The organism is Halomonas sp. McH1-25 (assembly GCF_022348165.1).
Lineage (GTDB): Bacteria > Pseudomonadota > Gammaproteobacteria > Pseudomonadales > Halomonadaceae > Modicisalibacter.
The window spans coordinates 1-18,843 of the sequence record NZ_JAKRFI010000006.1 but is presented as its reverse complement, the minus strand read 5'-3'; the positions used below and the strand labels follow the sequence as shown (position 1 = coordinate 18,843).

General features: G+C 53.7%; 18 protein-coding genes and 1 pseudogene. 14 read left to right on the top strand and 5 right to left on the bottom strand.

The features are described 5' to 3' along the window. Positions 1–6: 6 nt before the first annotated feature. Positions 7–474, bottom strand: a complete 468-nt coding sequence (locus tag MHM84_RS15065; RefSeq protein ID WP_239267181.1) for a TRAP transporter small permease — start codon at positions 472–474, stop codon at positions 7–9. Between the two features lie 61 nt (positions 475–535). Beyond that, positions 536–1,525, bottom strand: a complete 990-nt coding sequence (locus tag MHM84_RS15060) for a TRAP transporter substrate-binding protein (protein ID WP_239267180.1) — start codon at positions 1,523–1,525, stop codon at positions 536–538. 449 nt (positions 1,526–1,974) lie between these two features. Here MHM84_RS15060 and MHM84_RS15055 point away from each other — a divergent pair, with 449 nt between their 5' ends. From MHM84_RS15055 to MHM84_RS15035, 5 genes are all read left to right on the top strand, one after another. Next, a complete protein-coding gene (locus MHM84_RS15055; protein WP_239267179.1) occupies positions 1,975–2,979 on the top strand; it encodes a TRAP transporter substrate-binding protein in 1,005 nt (334 codons plus the stop codon). 99 nt (positions 2,980–3,078) lie between these two features. Further along, complete coding sequence (locus MHM84_RS15050; RefSeq protein ID WP_239267178.1) at positions 3,079–3,591, top strand: TRAP transporter small permease; 513 nt, start codon at positions 3,079–3,081, stop codon at positions 3,589–3,591. Beyond that, the gene (locus tag MHM84_RS15045) at positions 3,588–4,868 is read left to right on the top strand and encodes a TRAP transporter large permease subunit (RefSeq protein WP_239267177.1); all 1,281 of its coding nucleotides are present in this window, start codon (positions 3,588–3,590) and stop codon (positions 4,866–4,868) included. The genes MHM84_RS15050 and MHM84_RS15045 overlap by 4 nt, the downstream gene beginning before the upstream one ends. A gap of 31 nt (positions 4,869–4,899) precedes the next feature. Next, complete coding sequence (locus MHM84_RS15040; RefSeq protein ID WP_239267176.1) at positions 4,900–5,835, top strand: amidohydrolase family protein; 936 nt, start codon at positions 4,900–4,902, stop codon at positions 5,833–5,835. 118 nt (positions 5,836–5,953) lie between these two features. Then, positions 5,954–6,631 (top strand): GntR family transcriptional regulator, encoded by a 678-nt coding sequence (locus tag MHM84_RS15035; protein WP_239267175.1) that lies wholly within the window; start codon positions 5,954–5,956, stop codon positions 6,629–6,631. Between the two features lie 106 nt (positions 6,632–6,737). Here the strand turns inward: MHM84_RS15035 and MHM84_RS15030 are convergent, their stop codons facing one another. After that, positions 6,738–7,772 (bottom strand): 4-hydroxythreonine-4-phosphate dehydrogenase PdxA, encoded by a 1,035-nt coding sequence (locus MHM84_RS15030; RefSeq protein ID WP_239267174.1) that lies wholly within the window; start codon positions 7,770–7,772, stop codon positions 6,738–6,740. A 20-nt stretch (positions 7,773–7,792) separates the two neighbouring features. Then, positions 7,793–7,972 (bottom strand): annotated as a pseudogene (locus MHM84_RS15025) (fuconate dehydratase); the annotation flags it as partial. Between the two features lie 431 nt (positions 7,973–8,403). On the opposite strand from MHM84_RS15025, the gene MHM84_RS15020 reads away from it, so the two are divergent. The 6 genes from MHM84_RS15020 (at position 8,404) to MHM84_RS14995 (ending at position 15,399) form a co-directional block, all read left to right on the top strand. Further along, positions 8,404–9,369, top strand: a complete 966-nt coding sequence (locus MHM84_RS15020) for a tripartite tricarboxylate transporter substrate binding protein (protein ID WP_239267173.1) — start codon at positions 8,404–8,406, stop codon at positions 9,367–9,369. Between the two features lie 132 nt (positions 9,370–9,501). Then, complete coding sequence (locus MHM84_RS15015; protein ID WP_239267172.1) at positions 9,502–9,972, top strand: tripartite tricarboxylate transporter TctB family protein; 471 nt, start codon at positions 9,502–9,504, stop codon at positions 9,970–9,972. A gap of 9 nt (positions 9,973–9,981) precedes the next feature. Continuing rightward, a complete protein-coding gene (locus tag MHM84_RS15010; protein WP_239267171.1) occupies positions 9,982–11,487 on the top strand; it encodes a tripartite tricarboxylate transporter permease in 1,506 nt (501 codons plus the stop codon). 51 nt (positions 11,488–11,538) lie between these two features. Then, entirely contained in the window at positions 11,539–12,969 is a 1,431-nt protein-coding gene (locus tag MHM84_RS15005) for an FAD-binding oxidoreductase (RefSeq protein ID WP_239267170.1), read from the top strand. A 44-nt stretch (positions 12,970–13,013) separates the two neighbouring features. Beyond that, positions 13,014–14,465 carry an NADP-dependent succinate-semialdehyde dehydrogenase gene (gene gabD / locus MHM84_RS15000; RefSeq protein WP_239267169.1) on the top strand — a complete coding sequence of 484 codons (1,452 nt, stop codon included), beginning with the start codon at positions 13,014–13,016 and terminating at the stop codon, positions 14,463–14,465. Then, the gene (locus MHM84_RS14995; RefSeq protein ID WP_275445801.1) at positions 14,422–15,399 is read left to right on the top strand and encodes an NAD(P)-dependent oxidoreductase; all 978 of its coding nucleotides are present in this window, start codon (positions 14,422–14,424) and stop codon (positions 15,397–15,399) included. The genes gabD and MHM84_RS14995 overlap by 44 nt, the downstream gene beginning before the upstream one ends. A 41-nt stretch (positions 15,400–15,440) precedes the next feature. Here MHM84_RS14995 and MHM84_RS14990 read toward each other — a convergent pair whose 3' ends face one another. Further along, on the bottom strand, positions 15,441–15,977 hold the full coding sequence (locus MHM84_RS14990; RefSeq protein ID WP_239267167.1) for a gamma carbonic anhydrase family protein: 537 nt from the start codon (positions 15,975–15,977) through the stop codon (positions 15,441–15,443). A 295-nt stretch (positions 15,978–16,272) separates the two neighbouring features. Between MHM84_RS14990 and MHM84_RS14985 the strand changes: the two genes are divergently transcribed. The 3 genes from MHM84_RS14985 to MHM84_RS14975 all read left to right on the top strand — a co-directional run. Then, entirely contained in the window at positions 16,273–17,067 is a 795-nt protein-coding gene (locus tag MHM84_RS14985) for an enoyl-CoA hydratase/isomerase family protein (RefSeq protein WP_239267166.1), read from the top strand. 28 nt (positions 17,068–17,095) lie between these two features. Further along, complete coding sequence (locus tag MHM84_RS14980; RefSeq protein WP_239267165.1) at positions 17,096–18,283, top strand: CoA transferase; 1,188 nt, start codon at positions 17,096–17,098, stop codon at positions 18,281–18,283. Between the two features lie 25 nt (positions 18,284–18,308). Next, the coding region (locus tag MHM84_RS14975; RefSeq protein WP_239267164.1) for an electron transfer flavoprotein subunit beta/FixA family protein at positions 18,309–18,843 on the top strand (535 nt) is incomplete at its 3' end.

The window sequence follows — 18,843 nt, the reverse complement described above, 5'->3', positions numbered from 1 at the left end:
CTTTTCCTATATGCCAATGTTGTTTTTAGGGCGAGTAGACTTTAACCCCTGGCGAAGATGTATGAAGGCTGCTCCAGCGAAACCTAGGAACGTGGTGCTGAAGAATAGCCAATAGGGAATCTTTAGCACGGGGGTTGCCTTGTTTAGATTTGCCAGCACCGTGATGGAGGCAGCATAAGCAATAAACAGACATGCAAGGATGGAAAGCAGGGCTATGATTTTGTAGATCGGCATCCTTAATTTTTTGGGTAACGTTTCGCGTAGCTCAGCCATCTCGATGTTTTCACCACTCGATATGGCCAGTGGATAAGAGGAAAAAACCAGACAAATTAGCAAGAAACGAGTTAGCTCACCCGCACCAGGAATGGAAAGTCCGAATGCGGAACGAGTGATTACCTGCATAAAAGGAACAAATATCATTCCTGCCAGCAAGGCTAGGCAGAAAATTTCCAACAGCCTTTTCCCGGTTCTCATGCTTGCGACCCCATTTGGTAGGTAGCGGCAGCAAGACCCGTTGGCCCTTGCTGCCAAACTATTACTCTATTTCCGAGATTTTTTCGATATAGGGGTCGAAGTTGGGGTAGTCTTCGTTGATTTGTGCAAGGACCTGTTCACGGAAGGCGTCCAGATCGAGGCCGTTCTCCTCGGTGATGAAGGTCATGCCCTTTTCCGTCAGCTCTTCAACGAGACGAGCCTCACGCTCTTGTGCCCACTGTAGGGATTCCTGGGCTTTCTCCTCGAGTATTCGTGTAATAATCTCTTGGTGGCCTTCGTCCAGGGACTGCCATGTGTTCTCGTTAATGAACACGGCCAGTATAGAGTGCATGTGCCCAGTCATCGATACGTGCGATTGCACTTCATAAAGACTGTTGGACATAAGCATGGTCAGCGGGTTTTCCTGGCCAACCACTAGCCCGGTCATCAAGGAAGTTGGAAGTTCGGAGACTTCCACGGGAGTCGGGTCAGCACCGAATCCATTGACCATGGAAATCCAAATATCGAGCGGTACAGCGCGGAAGGGTTTACCTTCCAGGTCAGCGGGGGAGTAAACAGGAAAATTGGCGGTAATGTGCCGGGCCCCGCGGTACATCCGGCCAATGATGCGTAAGTCGCCTTCTTCGACCAACTGCTCATTCATCTCGCTGACGACCGGGGACTGGGGATCGGTGGCCTTCAGCGCATGTTCGGCGTCACGATAAATGAAGGGAGCATTGAATACGGCTATATCGGGGACGATCTGGGCGAGCGAGGCAAACTCATGATGTGCTAGCGAGATCGAGCCAAGTGACACACCATCGACCATTTCAGCGACACCGCCAAGCTGGCTTGATGGGAAAAGATCGATCGTTATTTCACCATTGGTGGCCTCCTCGATGGCGGCTGATGCTTCTGACGCATAGCGTGTCTGAGAATCGCCCTCCGAACCGACATGGGCATAGCGCAGTGTTTCGGCTGATACGGAGGTTGCAGTGAAGCTAACAGCTAAAGTAGCAATTGTCAGAGCAATCTTGTTCTTGAGAAACATTTTATACCTCTTTTATTGACGTGCCGTTAAGGCTGATTTTGTTGTAGTTCGTCTCTGTAATTCCTTGGCTCAGAGCGCTATGGATCCATTTCGTCTTGTTCTGCCTGATTGGCTGCATGTCCTTGTTATGGAGAGAGATTCTTGCCTGCACACTTTTCTAGTGTTATGTCATTATGAACTCATAATTCATAATGTACATCTTATGCTTTCGTCGAAGTCAAGGGCGCCATCTATCTGTGATCTAGAGCTGTTGGCTTTGGTCCTTTGCATAGGCGGAAAATTCCTTTTATATCATTGCGCTACCGATGATCTTGTCGTTGAAAGTTTAATTTGAACGAATAGACAAAAGTCTTGCTTGCGAAACTTAATTATGAGTTCAGAATTAAAGGACTCCATTGGTTGGCTGCAAGTCCGCCAGGGAAGACGACAATGACAACAAGGTGACAAAAATGGGTATAAGTTCCCAAGCGATACTGGCGTTTCGTCCGGTAGTCTTCACTGTACTAGGGGTAGCAGTTGCGGGGTTGAGTCAGGCGGCGCATGCTGACTGGACGCTAAAATTTGCGCATACCGCTCCGAGCGCTGACACGACCAACCTGGCTGCTGAGCAGTTCGCCAAAAATGTGGAGGAGCGCACGCAAGGTGAGATAAGCGTGCGCGTATTTCCGAATGGCCAGTTGGGTAGCGATCAAGCGATTGTCTCCGGTGTGCGGGCGGGGATGATCGATTTGGCGGTTATCGGCAATCCGTATTTCACGGGCCTTATTGAAGACCTGAATGTTTTGGACCTACCTTTTCTATTTGACTCTCGAGAGCAGGCCTACACGATTCTTGATGGAGAAGTTGGGCGTCAACTGCTCGATAAAATGGAGCCGCAGCAACTGAAGGGCCTAGCCTTCTGGGAAATCGGCTTTCGTAACATTACCAATTCCCGCCGCCCAGTGGAGTCGGCAGAGGATATCGCTGGACTAAAGCTACGCACTACACCAAATCCCGCGCATTTGGAGGCCTTTGCCTCGCTGGGGGCAAATCCTGTGCCCATGCCTTTTACAGAGCTGTTCACTGCGTTAGAGACCGGCACTGTAGATGGCCAAGAAAATCCTGTCACTTTGATTCGTTCATCGAACCTATATGAAGTGCAGGATCATTTGTCGCTGACGGAACATGCCTATACGGCGGAGCCCTTCGTCATGAACTTGGGAACATTCAATGAGTTGCCTGCTGAGTACCAGCAGATTGTTGTAGACGAGGCAAAAAAGGCGGCGGCATACGAGCGCCAGCTAAATAATGAGCGACAGGCAGAGGACCTGGCTTATCTCAAAGAACAAGGCATGGCGGTTGTCAGCGATCCCGATCGTGAAAGCATGCGCCGCATGGTCGGGAAGCCCGTACGTGACTGGTTCATCGAGAAACATGGCAGCCAGTGGCTGAATGCCATCGAACAGGCCAAATGACCTGGCATACGACTCCGCTAGCCATCCTGCCATGATCACGGCGGGATGGCAGTAAGATACGCGCTGGGTCCAACCGAAGCTTATGTTGCGGAGAAAGCTATGCGACACCTGACAGCTCTTGGCCTGCAACTGCAGAGGTTACTTGACGGCCTGTTGGTCTTGGGGCTGTTAATGATGATAGTACTTGTATTCGTCAATGTCGTTTTGCGGTACGGCTTTAATAGTGGTATTTCCGTAACTGTAGAATTATCCCGCTATCTTTTTGTCTGGACGATATTTATTGGCGCGGTCATCGCGCTACAGCATAACCAACATCTTGCAGTTACCACTTTTATCGATAAGCTGCCTTTAATTCCTCAGACAGCGCTACGTATGATCGGTTTGCTGATGATGCTCGGCTGCACTCTGATGCTAGCCGTGGGAGGATATAAGCAGACGGTATTGAATTGGGACAACTTATCACCTATCAGTGAGATTCCGCGTGGCATTTCCTACTTGGCAGGTTTCGTTGCAGGCGTACTGATGAGTTTGCAACTGATATGTCGCCTGCTAGCCCCATTCTTCGTAGCTGATGGTAATGCGCATGAACGACACAAGGAAACTCAGCCATGACCATCGCTCTTTTCCTAGGGGCACTTCTCGGTGCCATCGGCATGGGATTGCCTATTGCCTTCGCACTGCTGGTCAGCGGTGTCGTGCTCATGATGTATCTGGGTATGTTCGATACCCAGATACTGGCGCAAAACTTGGTTGATGGCGCTGACAGTTTCACACTGCTGGCCATTCCCTTCTTTTTGGTTGCTGGAGAGGTCATGGCCCAAGGAGGGCTATCCAAGCGAATCGTCAACCTAGCCATGACTTTTGTTGGTCATCGTAAAGGAGGCCTAGGATTGGTGGCAATTTTCGCCGCAATGATTATGGCCAGCCTGTCGGGCTCCGCTGTTGCTGATACTGCAGCTTTGGCAAGCATGTTATTGCCGATGATGCGCAACGCCAATTATCCGCTGGGCCGTTCCGCGGGGTTGTTAGCCGCGGGCGGCATCATCGCACCAATTATCCCTCCATCCATACCTCTAATTATAATCGGTGTGGCCGGAGGCATCTCGATAACTAAGTTGTTCTTGGCCGGAATCGTGCCGGGCCTGATTATGGGCCTGACTCTGGTGGGCATTTGGCTGCTGCTAACCCGTAATGAAGATATTGCTGTAAGTGTCCGGGCCGATACCGGCCAGCGGGTGAAAGCGATAAAAGAGAGTTTTTGGGCATTATTGTTGCCGGCCATTATCATCGGCGGTATCAAAACGGGGGTCTTTACTCCTACCGAAGCTGCCGTAGTAGCTGCAGTCTATGCCATTTTGGTCTCGGTCGTAGTGTATCGGGAGCTGTCAATCAGCGAGCTTTACGCTGTACTGGCTAAGGCTGCACGCAACACGGCCATCGTCATGTTTCTGGTTGCCGCTGCGATGATGGTGTCTTGGATGATCAGTGTGGCGCAGTTGCCGATGATGGTGGTGGACCTGCTTAGCCCCCTGACGGATAGCCCGCGTCTGCTAATGCTCGGCATTATGGTAGTGGTACTTCTTATCGGCATGGTGATGGACCTTACCCCAACCATCTTGGTGTTGACGCCGATCTTGCTACCGCTGGTAAAAATGGCGGGTATCGATCCGGTCTACTTCGGCATTATGGTGGTGTTAAATTGCGCCATCGGGTTGATCACTCCCCCCGTCGGCAATGTGCTGAATGTGATTTGCAGTGTCGGCAAGATTCGTTTCGAGTACGCAGTGCGCGGTGTGACCCCGTATCTGCTGGCCTACGGCGCTATCTTACTACTATTTGTTGCTGTGCCCGAACTGATTATTGTCCCGGCTCGTTGGTTAGCTGGGTGAAAAGCATTAGCTTTCATTAAAGGAAACCGCAATGGACCATGCGACGCAATCCCACGCAGATCAGGCCTTGATCGATAGTCATCACCATTTCTGGAATCTGAACGGTGATGTCTACTATCCATGGCTAACCGACCAACCGGTTGAGTTTTTTCTCGGCGACTACCGTGCTATCTGTCGCACGCTATTGCCTGAGGAGTTACGAGCCAAGGTGCCCAAAGGATACCGGCTGCTGGGCTCTGTGCACTGCGAGGCTGAGGCGGAGCGAACCCAGTGTGTGGTTGAGACTGAGTGGATTACAGAACTGTCTCGGCACAGTGGGCTCCCCAGCGCACATGTGGGCTGGGCGCCATTCGGTAAGAGAGAATGTGCGGCGGTGCTTGATGCACAATGTAAATCCCCACTGTTTCGCGGTGTTCGCGCCAAACCAGTAACAGCGCCTCGGCCGGAGCAGGCCAAAGCGATGTATGGTCAGCCCCGCACGCTGCAAGATAAACGTTGGCTGGAGGGGCTGGCTCTGTTGGAGGAGCGCAGGCTTTCCTGGGATTTACGCGTGCCAGCCTGGCATTTGAAGGATGCGGCCATAGCGCTAGAAGCCGTACCGGAGCTGCGCGTAGTCCTTAATCATACAGGCTTACCATGGGATCGCTCTAAGGCAGGGCTACAAACATGGCGCGAAGGTATGCACAGGCTGGCTGACAATCCCAATGTATGCGTCAAACTCTCAGAATTGGGTTCGCCGTGGTATCCATGGCGGCGTGAGGACAATCTGCCATTACTGTGTGAGGCACTGACTATTTTTGGCCCCGAGCGCTGCCTATACGCTAGCAATTTCCCCGTGTCGGGATTGCAAGTGAGTTATGCAGATTGGCTGGCACTTGTGGAGGAAGCTATCGCCCAGACTTATCCCCAAGCGCGGGATGCGGTCCTGTTCCGTAACGCCTGTTACTGGTACCGGCTTAATGTATGAGCTAAATGGCCTAACCAGTTTCTTGTGTATTTCGTATGCAAAATATAGAATAAATAGTTATGCTTTTTGTACTGCGCCTTGGCGCCTTGTCCAGTAAGTCGTCATCTGAGAAAGCTTCATGGAAAAAATCAAGCAAAACACTCTGCACGGTGAGGTCGCGACCCGTATTCGAAGCATGATAGATGAGGGTACGCTGACGCCGGGTAGCCGGGTTCCGGAAAAGCAGCTATGCGAGCAATTCGGCGTATCGCGCACCCCGTTGCGGGAAGCCTTGAAGGTTCTGGCCTCGGAGGGTTTCGTGGAGCTACTTCCCAACCGTGGCGCGCGCGTTGCCAAGCTGACCCGCGACACGTTGCAGAATACCTTCGAGGTGATGAGTTCACTCGAAGGGCTGTCCGGCGAGCTGGCATGTGAGCGCATTACTGAAACTGAACTCGACGATATCGAAGCCCTACACCGCCAAATGGTGACGCACTATAAGAATGGTGACATGCGAGAGTACCTGCTTGTTAACCAGCAGATTCACGAAGCGCTAGTGGTTGCATCCAATAACGCGGTGCTGATCGAAGTCTACAAGAACCTTAATCAGCGGGTGCGGCGGGTACGCTTTACCGCTGAGCTTAGCAAGGAGTACTGGGCACAGGCGATCCAAGACCACGAAGATATGGTCGTGGCCCTGCGTCAACGCGATTCCGAGGCTCTTGGACGTGTACTGCGCCGGCATCTACGGGACAAGATTGAGGTTTCCTCGTTTGCCGACATGGCCGAATACAAAGCGGAGTCGGTCGATTCGTAAGGTAGGCCGGACCAGACATGACAGGCTGGTCGCAGCTCCTCGAGAAAACACACCATAAGCCGCAGCCATTGCTGCGGCCTTTTTAATCTGTATGGGGCTCGCCATGTCACTCGCGGGCCATTGGCCTACCTTGATGATGAGCCAGGTGGCTAGTGCCCATGCGGCAGGCGATATCGAAGGCATGGCGCATTGCACCGACGTTTGCCTTGCCCTGGCCGGCGATATCATAGGCGGTACCATGGGCAGGGGTGGTAATCGGGATCGGTAACCCGCCCTGGACGGTGACGCCACGCGCAAAGCCGAGCAGCTTGACGGCAATCTGGCCTTGGTCGTGATACATGGTCACTACGCCGTCGAATTCGCCATCCCGCGCGCGTAAAAAGATAGTGTCGGCAGGAAACGGCCCTTGGGCGGGATAACCGGCCTCTACGCATTCCTGAATGGCCGGAGCGATAACATCGATCTCTTCTCGGCCGCAGGTACCACCTTCGCCAGCGTGGGGGTTGAGGGCGGCCACGGCGATGCGTGGCGCGGAGATTCCAGCGGCCTGCAACGAATCGTAAATCAGGCGTGTGGCGCTCTTGATGCGCTCCCGAGTTACAAAGCGAGGTGCATCCTTAAAAGGAACATGAGATGAGATGCGCGATGTCCATAAATTGCCTAACGTATTAAATTCGCATACATTTTCTTCAATCCCAAGGTGGTCGGCGAAAAAGTGAAGTTCGTCCTCTTGGGTGAGTCCTGCCTGCTTCATTGCCAACTTGTTAAGCGGAGCAAAGCATATGGAGTCTATATGACCTGCTTGCGCCGCCGTTAAACAAAGTTTAAGTACGTTTAATACTGAAGCGCCTCCGGCTGGGCTGACCTTGGCGTAGGTAACCGCGTCGGCAGACACACTCTCGACGGGTAGCAGTACAGGACGGTCTGTACCGCGTACCTGAGCGAAATCGGTTATCTCTGATAGGGCGTGGTGCGTACCGGCTACACGCTGTCCTTCCTGCCATAGCCAAGGATCACCCACCACTACAATGCGAGCACTGTCTGCGACAGCAGGGTCATCGAGTAGGCGTGCTACCAGTTCGGCGCCGATTCCTGCTGGGTCGCCCAAGGTAAGGGCTATGCTAGGTTGCTGGTCGGTCATGGTGTGCTCCTTCCTCAAGAGTTGCCTCGCCCGATAGTGAACGTTAGTCCGTGATCCTGTAACTCGGGACCGCCATCTGCATGCAGGGGGGCGTAGGTGGCGGAATAAACCGCAGCTGCGTTCATTGCGTCCGGACCATCGAGCAAACGTGATGTAGGGAAGCTTATGTCCTGCTCTCCAAGGTGGGAAATAAGAGTCATGGCGTAATCTGCTTGTCCGTATTGTTATCTACTTGTCTAGCCTACGATGCCTTCCTGATAACCTGCTAATAGAAATTTGTGTTCTAACGATTCGAATAAGTTATTGCTGGTGCCTCAGGCTCAAAGATACCGAAGTCGAAGTCCCGCTCAATGGCATGGGTGTCTAGAGGCGGAGACGAAATCCTTTTCACATGGCTTGGAAAAATGTGGAAAGTGGCTGGGTGCGAATCGACCAAGGTCTATGTTGTTATAATGAATTATGTGTTCATACTTGCCCTTGTAGCTCCGCTGCGCAGCGCCAAAGCTGAGCTGTCGGGCCGTAAGGTGCGGCTGCGTTGGCTTCGATAGCACTCATGCGGATCTCCAAGCATGCCAATCACAACCGCGTTGGCTTACGGACAAACACGATATAAATACAATCGGGTGAAAGTATGACGATGACGAAATGGATAGGCCGGGCTGCCTGGTCGAGCGCCTTGTGTATGGCTCTGGTGGGCAGCAATGCGAACGCGTGGGAGCCGCAGCGCAACATTGAGTTTGTGGTCCCCTACAGTGCGGGTGGAGGTAGCGATCTCAATGCCCGTATGGTCGTGGAAGCGATGCGCCAGAACGACTTAGTCGACCGCCCCGTCCTGGTCAATAATCGTCCCGGCGGCTCAGGTGCGGTAGGCAACAGCTATGTCTACAACAAAGGTGGCGATAGCCACACTCTGATGACTTTCAATGCTGGTCAGATGATGAGTACAGTCACCAACGACGCGCCGGTGCAGCTCGAAGACCTGACTCCGCTCGCTACCTTGGCAGAAGACACTCTGCTGCTCGGCGTCAAGGCGGACGGAGATATCCAGAGTTTGGAGGATTTGATCGACCAAGCCAATTCTGGGGGCGTCACCATAGGCGGGGCGGGCCGCGGTGGTGAGGATCATCTCGGCTTCGCCATGCTCAATTCCGAACTGGATGCAGACCTTCAATACGTGCCCTTTGGCGGTACCGGTGAGGTGACTTCGGCGCTGCTGGGCGGACATATCGATGCCGCTGTGTTCAAGCTTGGTTCTCAGGTCGACCCCTCACTAGTGCGCAGCGTAGCAGCATTTTCTGACGAGCGTCTCGAGGCGCCTTTAGATGAAGTTCCGACATTCGCCGAGCTCGGTTATCCTGAAGTGCAGTTGATGATTTTCCGTGGCTATGCCGGACCGCCCGACATGCCGGCCGAGGCAGTCGCTTACTGGGAAGAGGTGTTTAAGCAAGTTTCCGAATCCGATAAATGGCAGAACGATTATATTGAGAAGAATAATCTGATCGGCACCTTTATGGGCGCCGAGGAGAGTGCTGAGCATTATAGAAAGGAGCTGGAGCGCTATAAGCAGAAGTTAGCGGAAGTTGGCTTCGTGGAATAAGTAGGAGCATAGGCGGCGCGGAGCAGGGCAGAGACGCGCCGCCTTTTTGTATCCGCTACTTGGACACGGCTTTAGCACAAGACATGGGCGGCTGGTCAAGTAAGTTTAAACGAAAAATAGGAAGCGTCGGCCATGAACAATGAAAGTGCATATGCACAACAGAAACGGCCTTGGTTACCGGTAATAGTAACGCTACTCATCGTGGCAATAGGTGTGACATGGGCCGCGTTCGGGCTGTTTAAATATGGCGTCTGGCAAAACCGCGGACCGGGAGCTGGGTTCTTCCCAGTGGTGGCGGGAAGTGGTGCCTTCTTTCTGGGCCTTATTGAACTGTTCCGCAAGCAAGAGCGGGCCGAAAGTGGCGGCATTAAAAGCATCTGGCCGGCACTTGGCATGGCGCTGGCCATCGCCAGTATCCCACTGTTCGGCATGGTCATCGCGATGTCGATCTTCGTCATGGTATGGATGGCTTTAATCGAAAGCCAGCGATGGTGGAAATCTCTGCTGACCGGCCTTGGCACCGGCATTGCGCTCTATCTGCTGTTCGGGCTCTGGCTGAGGGTTGCCTTTCCCCAGGGCATTATTATCCAGCTATTACAATAAGCGGTGCTTATGGATATTTTGCAATCACTCTTACAAGGCTTTGCCACTTCCCTTAGCTTTTCGAATATTCTCGCTGCCTTGATCGGTGCAGGTTTAGGCATCGTAATTGGTGCCATTCCTGGTCTTGGCTCCGTGACAGGTGTGGCCCTTCTGCTGCCGCTGACTTTTCAGATGGACCCTATTACCGGGATTATCATGCTGGGCGCCCTGTACTACGGCTGTATGTATGGTGGTTCTTACAGCGCGATTTTGCTCAATATTCCGGGCGACGCACCGGCGGTGGTAACCGCATTGGATGGTTATCCTCTGTCGCAAAAGGGATTAGCCGGTAAGGCGTTATTTACCGCCAACCTCTCATCATTCATTGGCGGTACCGTGGGCATTATTATGCTCACCTTTTTGGGACCAGTGTTGGCCAAAGTAGGACTGCTATTTGGCCCCGCTGAGATTGCCGCGCTGATTCTGTTGGCACTGTGCTCTATTGGTTGGCTTCTTGGCGATAATCCCGGCAAGGGTTTGATCTCCACTTTTTTGGGTATTCTGCTCTCGACTATCGGGCTCGGCCTGGCATTCGGCCAACCGCGCTTTACTTTCGACTCGATGTATCTACTCAACGGCATCTCCTTCATTCCATTGGTTATCGGCATGTTCGGCTTCAGCCAGGTGCTGGATATGATGGTTAACCGCATTAACACCTCTGGATTGACCGATAAACTGGGGTTGCGAGACAGTCTGCTTGACCGTAAGGAAGTGCTCCGCGTTCTTCCTGTTTCACTGCGTTCGGGCGTGTTAGGCAATCTCGTAGGGATTCTGCCTGGCGCTGGTGCCACCACAGGCTCGTTTCTGGCGTACGTAATGGAGAAAAAAGTTGGGCGCCGGGGGCAGGACCTTGGTAAAGGAGAGATTGAGGGGGTTGCTGCCTCCGAGGCTGGCAATAACGCCGCGGCGGCGGGTTCCTTCGCACCGCTGCTGTCGCTGGGTATTCCCGGGTCCGGAACGTCTGCCGTCCTCTTGGGTGGGCTGATGATGTGGGGGCTTCAGCCGGGGCCGCTACTGTTTCAGCAGAACGCCGATTTCGTGTGGGGGCTAATCTCTTCAATGTACCTGGGTAATGTCATGGCGGTACTCGCTGCACTTGCCATCATTCCGTTCTTGGTGAAATTGCTGCGCGTGCCTCATGCCATTCTGATCCCAGTCATTGCAGTCGTCTGCGTTGTCGGTTCTTACAGCGTAAATAACAGCATGTTCGATGTCTGGTTCATGCTCGGCTCTGGTGTCGTCGCTTATTTCATGAGCGTCGCCAAGTATCCTGTTGCGCCGCTACTGTTGGCATTTGTGCTGACGCCACGTCTCGAAACCAGCCTGCGACAAGCGCTCGACATTTCACGTGGCGATCCAATGATTTTCTTTAATAGTCCGATCGCGGTCACGTTGTTGTCGCTGATCCTGTTGTTCGTGCTTTACCCGCTTGCGAAGTCTCTATTCCTGCGCTCACGCAAGAAGAGTGATGCTTAAAGAAAAACAAATGGACCTATGAAGCGCAACTGTCTATCGCACAGGTGATTAATGACTATCAACGATGCAGAGATCATTGTACAGCTAACGGCCATGTTAGGCACAAATGCTGTCCTGCATGAGGATGAGGATATCGGGCGTTACATACGTGACTGGGCGGGCAATCAACTGGGTAGGCCGTTGGCGATTGTCAGGCCTAGGAGCACCGAAGAAGTATCACAGGTGGTGCGCTTCTGCCACGAACATGGTATTGCCTCGGTGCCGCAAGGGGGGCATACCGGACTGGTTGGTGGTGCACTACCGGATGATGTACGCTCTGAATTGGTGATCAGCCTGGAGCGCATGAATCGGATCCGCAGTATCGATCCGCTCAGTTTCACCATGGCCGTGGATAGTGGCTGCGTGCTCGAGGAGGCCAAACAGGCGGCAGCGGAGCAGTCATGCTTTTTTCCGCTCTCCCTGGGCGCGCAGGGTAGCTGCCAAATTGGGGGCAACATTGCCACTAATGCGGGAGGCGTCAATGTGCTGCGCTACGGAATGATGCGCCAACTGGTCCTAGGCCTTGAGGTAGTGCTTCCCGATGGCCGTATATGGAATGGTATGAAGGGGCTCCATAAGGACAACCGAGGCTACAACCTGACGCAGCTTTTTATCGGTAGTGAGGGCACTTTAGGGGTCGTGACCGGAGCGGTGCTCAAGCTATTCCCGCTTCCCGAGCAATCACAGACCGCGTTGCTAGCGGTACCTTCGGTAGAAGCTGCGGTCAAACTCTATACTTTGGCACGGCGCGCTTGCAGCGATCTGCTGTCCGCCTTCGAGTTGATTCCTCGCCAATGTATGGAGCTGGCCTTTGAGGCCTCTTCACAACTCAGTGATCCGCTTGATAACGAATATTCCTATTATGTGCTGATGGAGCTCGCGGCGGCCGGCCCGGTAGACCTAACTACGATGCTGGAACACTTGCTTGAACGCGGCATGGAAGAAGAAATGGTCCTCGATGGCGTGCTGGCTTCCAGCAGTGCTCAAGCTGCTCAGTTGTGGCAGATCCGGGAGAGCATGGTCGAAGGGCAACTGATGCGTGGGAAGCATTTACGTACCGACGTCTCGGTGCCCATCGCTTCTATTGCCGCGTGTGTCGCCGAGGCTAGCGAGGCCATGGCCGCCATTTCCACCGAAGCTATAGTCATCGCCTACGGCCATATCGGAGACGGCAACCTGCATATCAACGTGCTACCGCCCACAGACCAGAGTGATGCTGCGCTCTCTGAGCTATTTCACCGTCTCGAGGAGGCACTCTTCGAAGTCGTCGACCGCTTCGATGGCAGTATCAGTGCCGAGCACGGTATCGGCCGCACTAAGCAAGCGGCTTATCTAGTCCGCAGCACTGACACCGAGCAGCAATTATTCGCTGGCATCAAGCACGTCTTCGATCCGCAAGGGCTGATGAGCGCCGGACGTATCTTGCCTCCCGACCAAACCTAAGCCCTGCACCATCATCCGAACAACTCCAACCCGAGGACACCTGAATGAACCTCCAGGACAAGACGCTTTTCAAACAGCAGTGCTACATTGGTGGACGATGGACCGATGCCTCCAGTGGTGCGACTCTCGAAGTCTCCAACCCCTCTAGTGGAGATTCGTTGGGTAGCGTGCCCAGCCTATCCCAGGATGAGGTGGCCGCTGCCATTGACGCCGCCAACGCCAGCCTGCCGGCATGGCGAGCAAAGACTGCCAAGCAGCGCGCTGCAATCCTGCGTGACTGGTACGATCTGTGCATGCAGCATCAGGACGACCTGGCAACCATTCTGACCCTTGAGCAGGGCAAGCCCCTACAAGAAGCTAAGGGCGAAATCGCCTATGGCTCGGCCTTCATCGAGTGGTTCGGCGAAGAGGCTAAGCGCATTTACGGTGACGTAATTCCTTCCCATGCCAGCGATCGCCGCATTGTGGTCACCAAGGAACCGATCGGTGTGGTCGCGGCCATTACGCCGTGGAATTTCCCTAATGCTATGATCACTCGCAAGGCTGCCGCCGCCATGGCTGCCGGTTGTACCGTAGTAGTCAAGCCGGCCTCCAGTACCCCTTACTCCGCACTGGCGTTGGCCGAGTTGGCCGAGCGTGCAGGTGTGCCGGCGGGTGTGCTCAATGTAGTGACCGGTTCGGCAAGGGTCGTAGGTGGCGAGTTGACTGCCAATCCTATTGTCCGGAAGCTCTCTTTCACTGGCTCTACCGAAGTGGGCAAGGTACTGCTCAGCCAATGCGCCAACACCGTCAAGAAGGTGTCAATGGAGCTTGGCGGTAACGCTCCGTTCATCATCTTCGACGATGCTGACCTCGATCAGGCGGTGGCTGGCGTGATGGCGTCGAAGTTCCGTAATGCTGGGCAGACCTGCGTTTGTGCCAACCGTATCTTCGTTCATGACAAAGTCTACGATGCCTTTGCCGATAAACTGGCTCAAGCCGTCAATGCCCTGCACATCGGTGACGGGTTGGAATCGGGTGTAACTATCGGGCCACTGATTGACCTGGCCGCGGTAGAGAAAGCCGAACAGCACATAGCCGATGCTAAGGCCAAGGGTGCCTCGGTATACCTGGGTGGTGAGCGACATGCTCTAGGTGGCAACTTTTTCTCGCCCACCATTCTCACTGAAGTCTCCAGCGATGCTCTGCTCATGAATGAGGAGACCTTCGGTCCGGTGGCACCCTTGCTTCGCTTCAACGACGAGGCCGAGGTGATTCGCCAAGCCAACGATACTGAATTCGGACTGGCCTGCTACTTCTATAGCCGCGACATTGGGCGTGTGTGGCGTGTTGCCGAAGCTCTCGAGTACGGCATCGTCGGTATCAATGAAGGGATCATCTCCTCAGAGCTAGCACCTTTCGGTGGCGTTAAGGAGTCTGGCATCGGCCGGGAGGGCTCCAAGTACGGCATCGATGACTATATCGAGATCAAGTATATGTGTATGGGTGGGCTCTGAACCCGGGCAGCATTTCGCTAAGGATAACGTAATGAACGATAATCGAGCGAACGTACAGGTTGGCGTGATCGGCATCGGCCTGATGGGGCATGGGATTGCCAGCAACATCCAGAAGAATGGTTGGGCGCTGGGCTTTTTAGATCATCCTGGCAACCAGCCAGTGGATAATCTGGTGGCCAAAGGTGCTAAAGCGTATACCAGTGGCCGTGAGCTGGCTGCCCATTGTAATGTGGTTATTATTTGTGTGACTGGCTCGCCGCAGGTTGAAGATGTGTTGTTCCGCGAAGACGGTGTGCTCAAAGGGCTCAGACCGGATGGAGTGATTATCGATTGCTCGACGGCGGTACCCAGCTCCACCGAAAGCATCGCTAAGGCAGTGAACGAGGCCGGCGGGCGCTTTCTGGATGCGCCTATGACGCGCACGCCGAAAGAAGCTGCGGAGGGTCGACTTAATCTCATTGTCGGGGGAGAGCGCAGTCTTTATGAGGCCCAGCAGCCACTCTTAGAAAGTTTTTCTGAAAATATCACGTATGCCGGACCGGTAGGCTCGGGGCATAAGCTTAAGTTATTACATAACTTTGTCTCGCTGGGGTTTTCTACTGTATTGGCGGAAGCTGCGGCCTGTGCTCAGCGCGGTGGTGTTTCTGCAGAGGCGCTAGTTGAAGTGCTCGCAAAGGGAGGTGGCGCCGGTGCCATCCTGCAACGCCTGCAGCCCTATATCCTCGAGCGCGATAACTCTGGCTTTAAATTCAGCATCTCAAATGCGCACAAGGACTTAGGGTACTACCTGGAGATGACCAACGACCTTAACGCGCGGCAGTCGGCAGCGGAAGGAATTTATGCGGTGCTTGAGGCTGCCAAAGCCTCTGGACATGAGCAGGATACTATTCCTGAACTGATTAGCCTGCTTGCAGAAGAGGATAGCCGCGTTTAAAAGTAACGGTGGGCGGATTATCTATCCGCCCACCGTATCCGTTAGACAGAAGCGTCGTCGAGACGCCTAAGCTCGTTATTGTAACGCTCCTTACGTGCCACATAGCTCTCGCTGCTTTGTACCAATCCAGCGATCTCCTCCTCGCTCAGAGTACGCACGACTTTGGCCGGGGCGCCCAAGATAAGCGAGTTGGGCGGAAATTCCTTATTGGCTGTTATTACTGCGCCGGCTCCGATTAGACAATTTTCGCCAATGGTTGCGCCGTTGAGTACAGTGGCATGCATACCGACCAGACTTCCATTGCCGATAGTGCAGCCATGCAACATCACTAAGTGGCCTACTGTGACATTGTCACCGATGTGAATAGGAAAACCGGGATCTGTGTGAAGTACACAATTCTCTTGGATATTACTGCCCTTGCCGACCTTGATGGGTTCGTTATCGCCGCGCAATACGGCACCGGGCCAGACGCTGGCGTTTTCCTCTAGCTTCACATCCCCGATGAGCACGGCCTCGGGGGCGGTATATGCGCCTGGCAGAAGTTCAGGAGAGAGCTCTCCCAATGCATAGAGTGCCATAGGCTTGTCCTCGTCTTATCGGTTGTTGTTTCCATGTCCGGTGCAGCCTTAGGCCCGTCACAGACCCATAGTAGTTTACGGTAAGCACAACCAAATAATGAGTCAATAATACAAAATTCATTTATTAAAAAGGATTTATTTCTTAAGTTGCTGAATAGAAAGGTCTATTAGGGTGAGCATGGTTGTGCGTAGACCAAGGTCTATATTGTTAAAATGAATTATGAGTTCATAATTCCACCATTATAGGTTGAGTGGTTTCTGGCCTCGGTCGGCCACTCCTCATAGTGGAGGGATTATGGAACCCAAGACATCTGTTGAGCTGGAGTGCATTCGGGAAGGGCGTATCGCCTGGGTGATCTTCAACCGTCCAGAAGTCAGAAATGCCATGACCTGGGGCATGTACGATGAGCTTGAGCGATTGTGCGACGAGCTAGAACAGGATGAGGGCGTTGATGTCGTAATCCTTCGCGGTAGCGGCGGTGAGGCCTTTATCGCAGGCACTGATATCAAGCAATTCGAGACCTTTAACAGTCCGACTGATGCGATCGATTACGAACAGCGTATCGACCGTGTCATTGAGCGTCTGGAGACGCTCCAGAAACCGACCATTGCCATGCTTGAGGGCTTCTGCGTCGGCGGCGGAGCTGCGATCGCTATGGTTTGTGATTTCCGCTACGCCACGCCAGACCTTAAGTTCGGAATCCCAATTGCTCGCACCCTAGGTAATTGTGTATCGCTTAACAATATGGCCCGCATCGTCGATTTGGTAGGTGGCGCCCGTGCTAAGGAAGTATTAATGCTGGCCCGCCTGCTCAAGGCAGATGAAAGCCTCAGTGCGGGGTTAATCACCCAGGTTAGCCAACCAGAATCCATCGAGGACGAAGTGCGCGCTGTCGCTGCCAAGCTAAGTAGTTTTGCACCGCTAACTCTTAGGGCGTGTAAGGAAGGGATTCGGCGAGTCCAGGCCAGTCGACGGCCTGAGCCGGGCATGGACAAAGACCTGATTGAACTCTGCTATACCAGTCAGGACTTTCATAACGCTGTGGATGCCTTCATCAACAAAAAACCGCACTCATGGTTAGGCAAATAATGACAAATAAGCTTTAGGAGATTGAGAAATGCTTGCGTTGTCGAAAATGAAGGTGCTGGATATCTCACAAATAATGGCGGGGCCATACTGCACCATGGTACTGGCCGATTTGGGCGCAGAGGTGACCAAGGTAGAGAAGGTCAATGGCGGCGATGACAGCCGGCAGATGGGTCCCTATGTTAATGATGAATCTACTTGCTTTGCTCAGATCAATCGCAACAAGAAGAGTATCTCTCTTAACCTCAAGGAGGATGCAGGTAGAGAAATATTCTATCAGCTGGCTAAGGATGCTGATGTCATCGTCGAAAATTACCGTACGGGCGTAGCCAAAACTCTCAAGGTCGACTACGAGACGATCAAAGAGATCAATCCGGGCATAATCTATTGCTCTATCTCAGGTTATGGGCAGACTGGACCGTACAGTCATAAAGGCGGATTCGACCTGGTGGCTCAGGGCATGACTGGGCTAATGTCGATGACCGGCGAACCGGGGCGTAGGCCATTAAAGACAGGCATTGCTGTGTATGATATTGGTGCGGGTATCACCGCTGCCTATTCCATCCTTGCGGCCTACATTCATAAAATGAATACCGGTGAAGGGCAACTGGTCGACGTTGCTATTGCCGAGTGCGGCCTGCCTTGGTTCTCTTGGGAGGCGGCGGCCTACTTTACCAATGGCACTGTTCCACAACCTACTGGTTGGCGTCACCGTGTATCGGCGCCCTATCAAGCGATTAAAGTACGGGATGGCTACATCATGCTCGGATGCGCCAATCAGCGCACCTGGGAGCGTCTGTGCCTTGAAGTGATCGCGCGTCCTGACCTGCTCGAAGATCCTCGCTTCGAAACCAACCATCTACGTGGTCAGAATGTAGAGACCCTTGAGTCAGTACTGGAAGAGATTTTCGTTGAAGACGATATGTCATACTGGCTGGAAAAGTGCGACCAAGCGGGAGTGCCGGCTGGGCCGATCAATAACTTCGCCCAAGCTTTGCAAGATCCACACTACCTGGAGCGGGGTATGGTGCAGGAGGTGGAACATCCAGTGATCGGCAAGATGAAGATGATTGGTTTTCCCAGCAAGTTATCATTGACTCCTCCGACGATCCGTAGCCCTGCTCCTGTCTATGCCCAACACACTGATGAAGTAATGGATAGCTTAGGCATCTCTGCCGAACGTTTAGCAGCGCTGCGTGAGCAAGGTGTCGTTAAGTAACTCGGCAGGGAAGCAGGTGAAGACCATGAAAGTACTCGTCGCGGTCAAACGCGTCATCGACTACAACGTCAAGATCCGCGTCAAGGCGGATCACTCCGACGTCGACCTTACCAACGTCAAGATGGCCATGAATCCGTTTTGCGAGATCGCCGTGGAAGAGGCGGTACGACTCAAGGAGAAAGGCATCGCCACGGAGGTCGTCGCAGTAACCGTCGGACCCAAGGCTGCCCAGGAACAGCTGCGCACCGCGCTGGCGCTGGGCGCCGACCGCGCCATCCATGTTGCCAGCGACGAGCGCGTCGAGTCGCTGGCGGTGGCCAAGCTGCTCAAGAAGGTGATCGATGACGAGCAGCCGCAACTGGTCATTCTCGGCAAGCAGGCCATCGACACCGACAACAACCAGACCGGGCAGATGCTCGCTGCGCTGACCGGTTGGGGGCAGGGCACCTTCGCCTCGAAAGTCGACGTTCAGGAGGGCACGGTCAACGTCACTCGCGAGATCGACGGCGGCCTGCAGACCGTCGCGCTCAAGCTGCCCGCCGTGGTCACCACCGACCTGC

Bases quoted from the DNA above. Each gene is read 5' to 3' on its own strand.
- MHM84_RS14985 (WP_239267166.1), top strand. From the start codon at position 16,273: ATGGAACCCAAGACATCTGTTGAGCTGGAGTGCATTCGGGAAGGGCGT.
- gabD (WP_239267169.1), top strand. From the start codon at position 13,014: ATGAACCTCCAGGACAAGACGCTTTTCAAACAGCAGTGCTACATTGGT.
- MHM84_RS15055 (WP_239267179.1), top strand. From the start codon at position 1,975: ATGGGTATAAGTTCCCAAGCGATACTGGCGTTTCGTCCGGTAGTCTTC.
- MHM84_RS15035 (WP_239267175.1), top strand. From the start codon at position 5,954: ATGGAAAAAATCAAGCAAAACACTCTGCACGGTGAGGTCGCGACCCGT.
- MHM84_RS15050 (WP_239267178.1), top strand. From the start codon at position 3,079: ATGCGACACCTGACAGCTCTTGGCCTGCAACTGCAGAGGTTACTTGAC.
- MHM84_RS15040 (WP_239267176.1), top strand. From the start codon at position 4,900: ATGGACCATGCGACGCAATCCCACGCAGATCAGGCCTTGATCGATAGT.
- MHM84_RS14995 (WP_275445801.1), top strand. From the start codon at position 14,422: ATGACTATATCGAGATCAAGTATATGTGTATGGGTGGGCTCTGAACCC.
- MHM84_RS15030 (WP_239267174.1), bottom strand. From the start codon at position 7,772: ATGACCGACCAGCAACCTAGCATAGCCCTTACCTTGGGCGACCCAGCA.
- MHM84_RS15045 (WP_239267177.1), top strand. From the start codon at position 3,588: ATGACCATCGCTCTTTTCCTAGGGGCACTTCTCGGTGCCATCGGCATG.
- MHM84_RS15065 (WP_239267181.1), bottom strand. From the start codon at position 474: ATGAGAACCGGGAAAAGGCTGTTGGAAATTTTCTGCCTAGCCTTGCTG.
- MHM84_RS15060 (WP_239267180.1), bottom strand. From the start codon at position 1,525: ATGTTTCTCAAGAACAAGATTGCTCTGACAATTGCTACTTTAGCTGTT.
- MHM84_RS15010 (WP_239267171.1), top strand. From the start codon at position 9,982: ATGGATATTTTGCAATCACTCTTACAAGGCTTTGCCACTTCCCTTAGC.
- MHM84_RS15020 (WP_239267173.1), top strand. From the start codon at position 8,404: ATGACGATGACGAAATGGATAGGCCGGGCTGCCTGGTCGAGCGCCTTG.
- MHM84_RS15005 (WP_239267170.1), top strand. From the start codon at position 11,539: ATGACTATCAACGATGCAGAGATCATTGTACAGCTAACGGCCATGTTA.
- MHM84_RS15015 (WP_239267172.1), top strand. From the start codon at position 9,502: ATGAACAATGAAAGTGCATATGCACAACAGAAACGGCCTTGGTTACCG.
- MHM84_RS14990 (WP_239267167.1), bottom strand. From the start codon at position 15,977: ATGGCACTCTATGCATTGGGAGAGCTCTCTCCTGAACTTCTGCCAGGC.
- MHM84_RS14980 (WP_239267165.1), top strand. From the start codon at position 17,096: ATGCTTGCGTTGTCGAAAATGAAGGTGCTGGATATCTCACAAATAATG.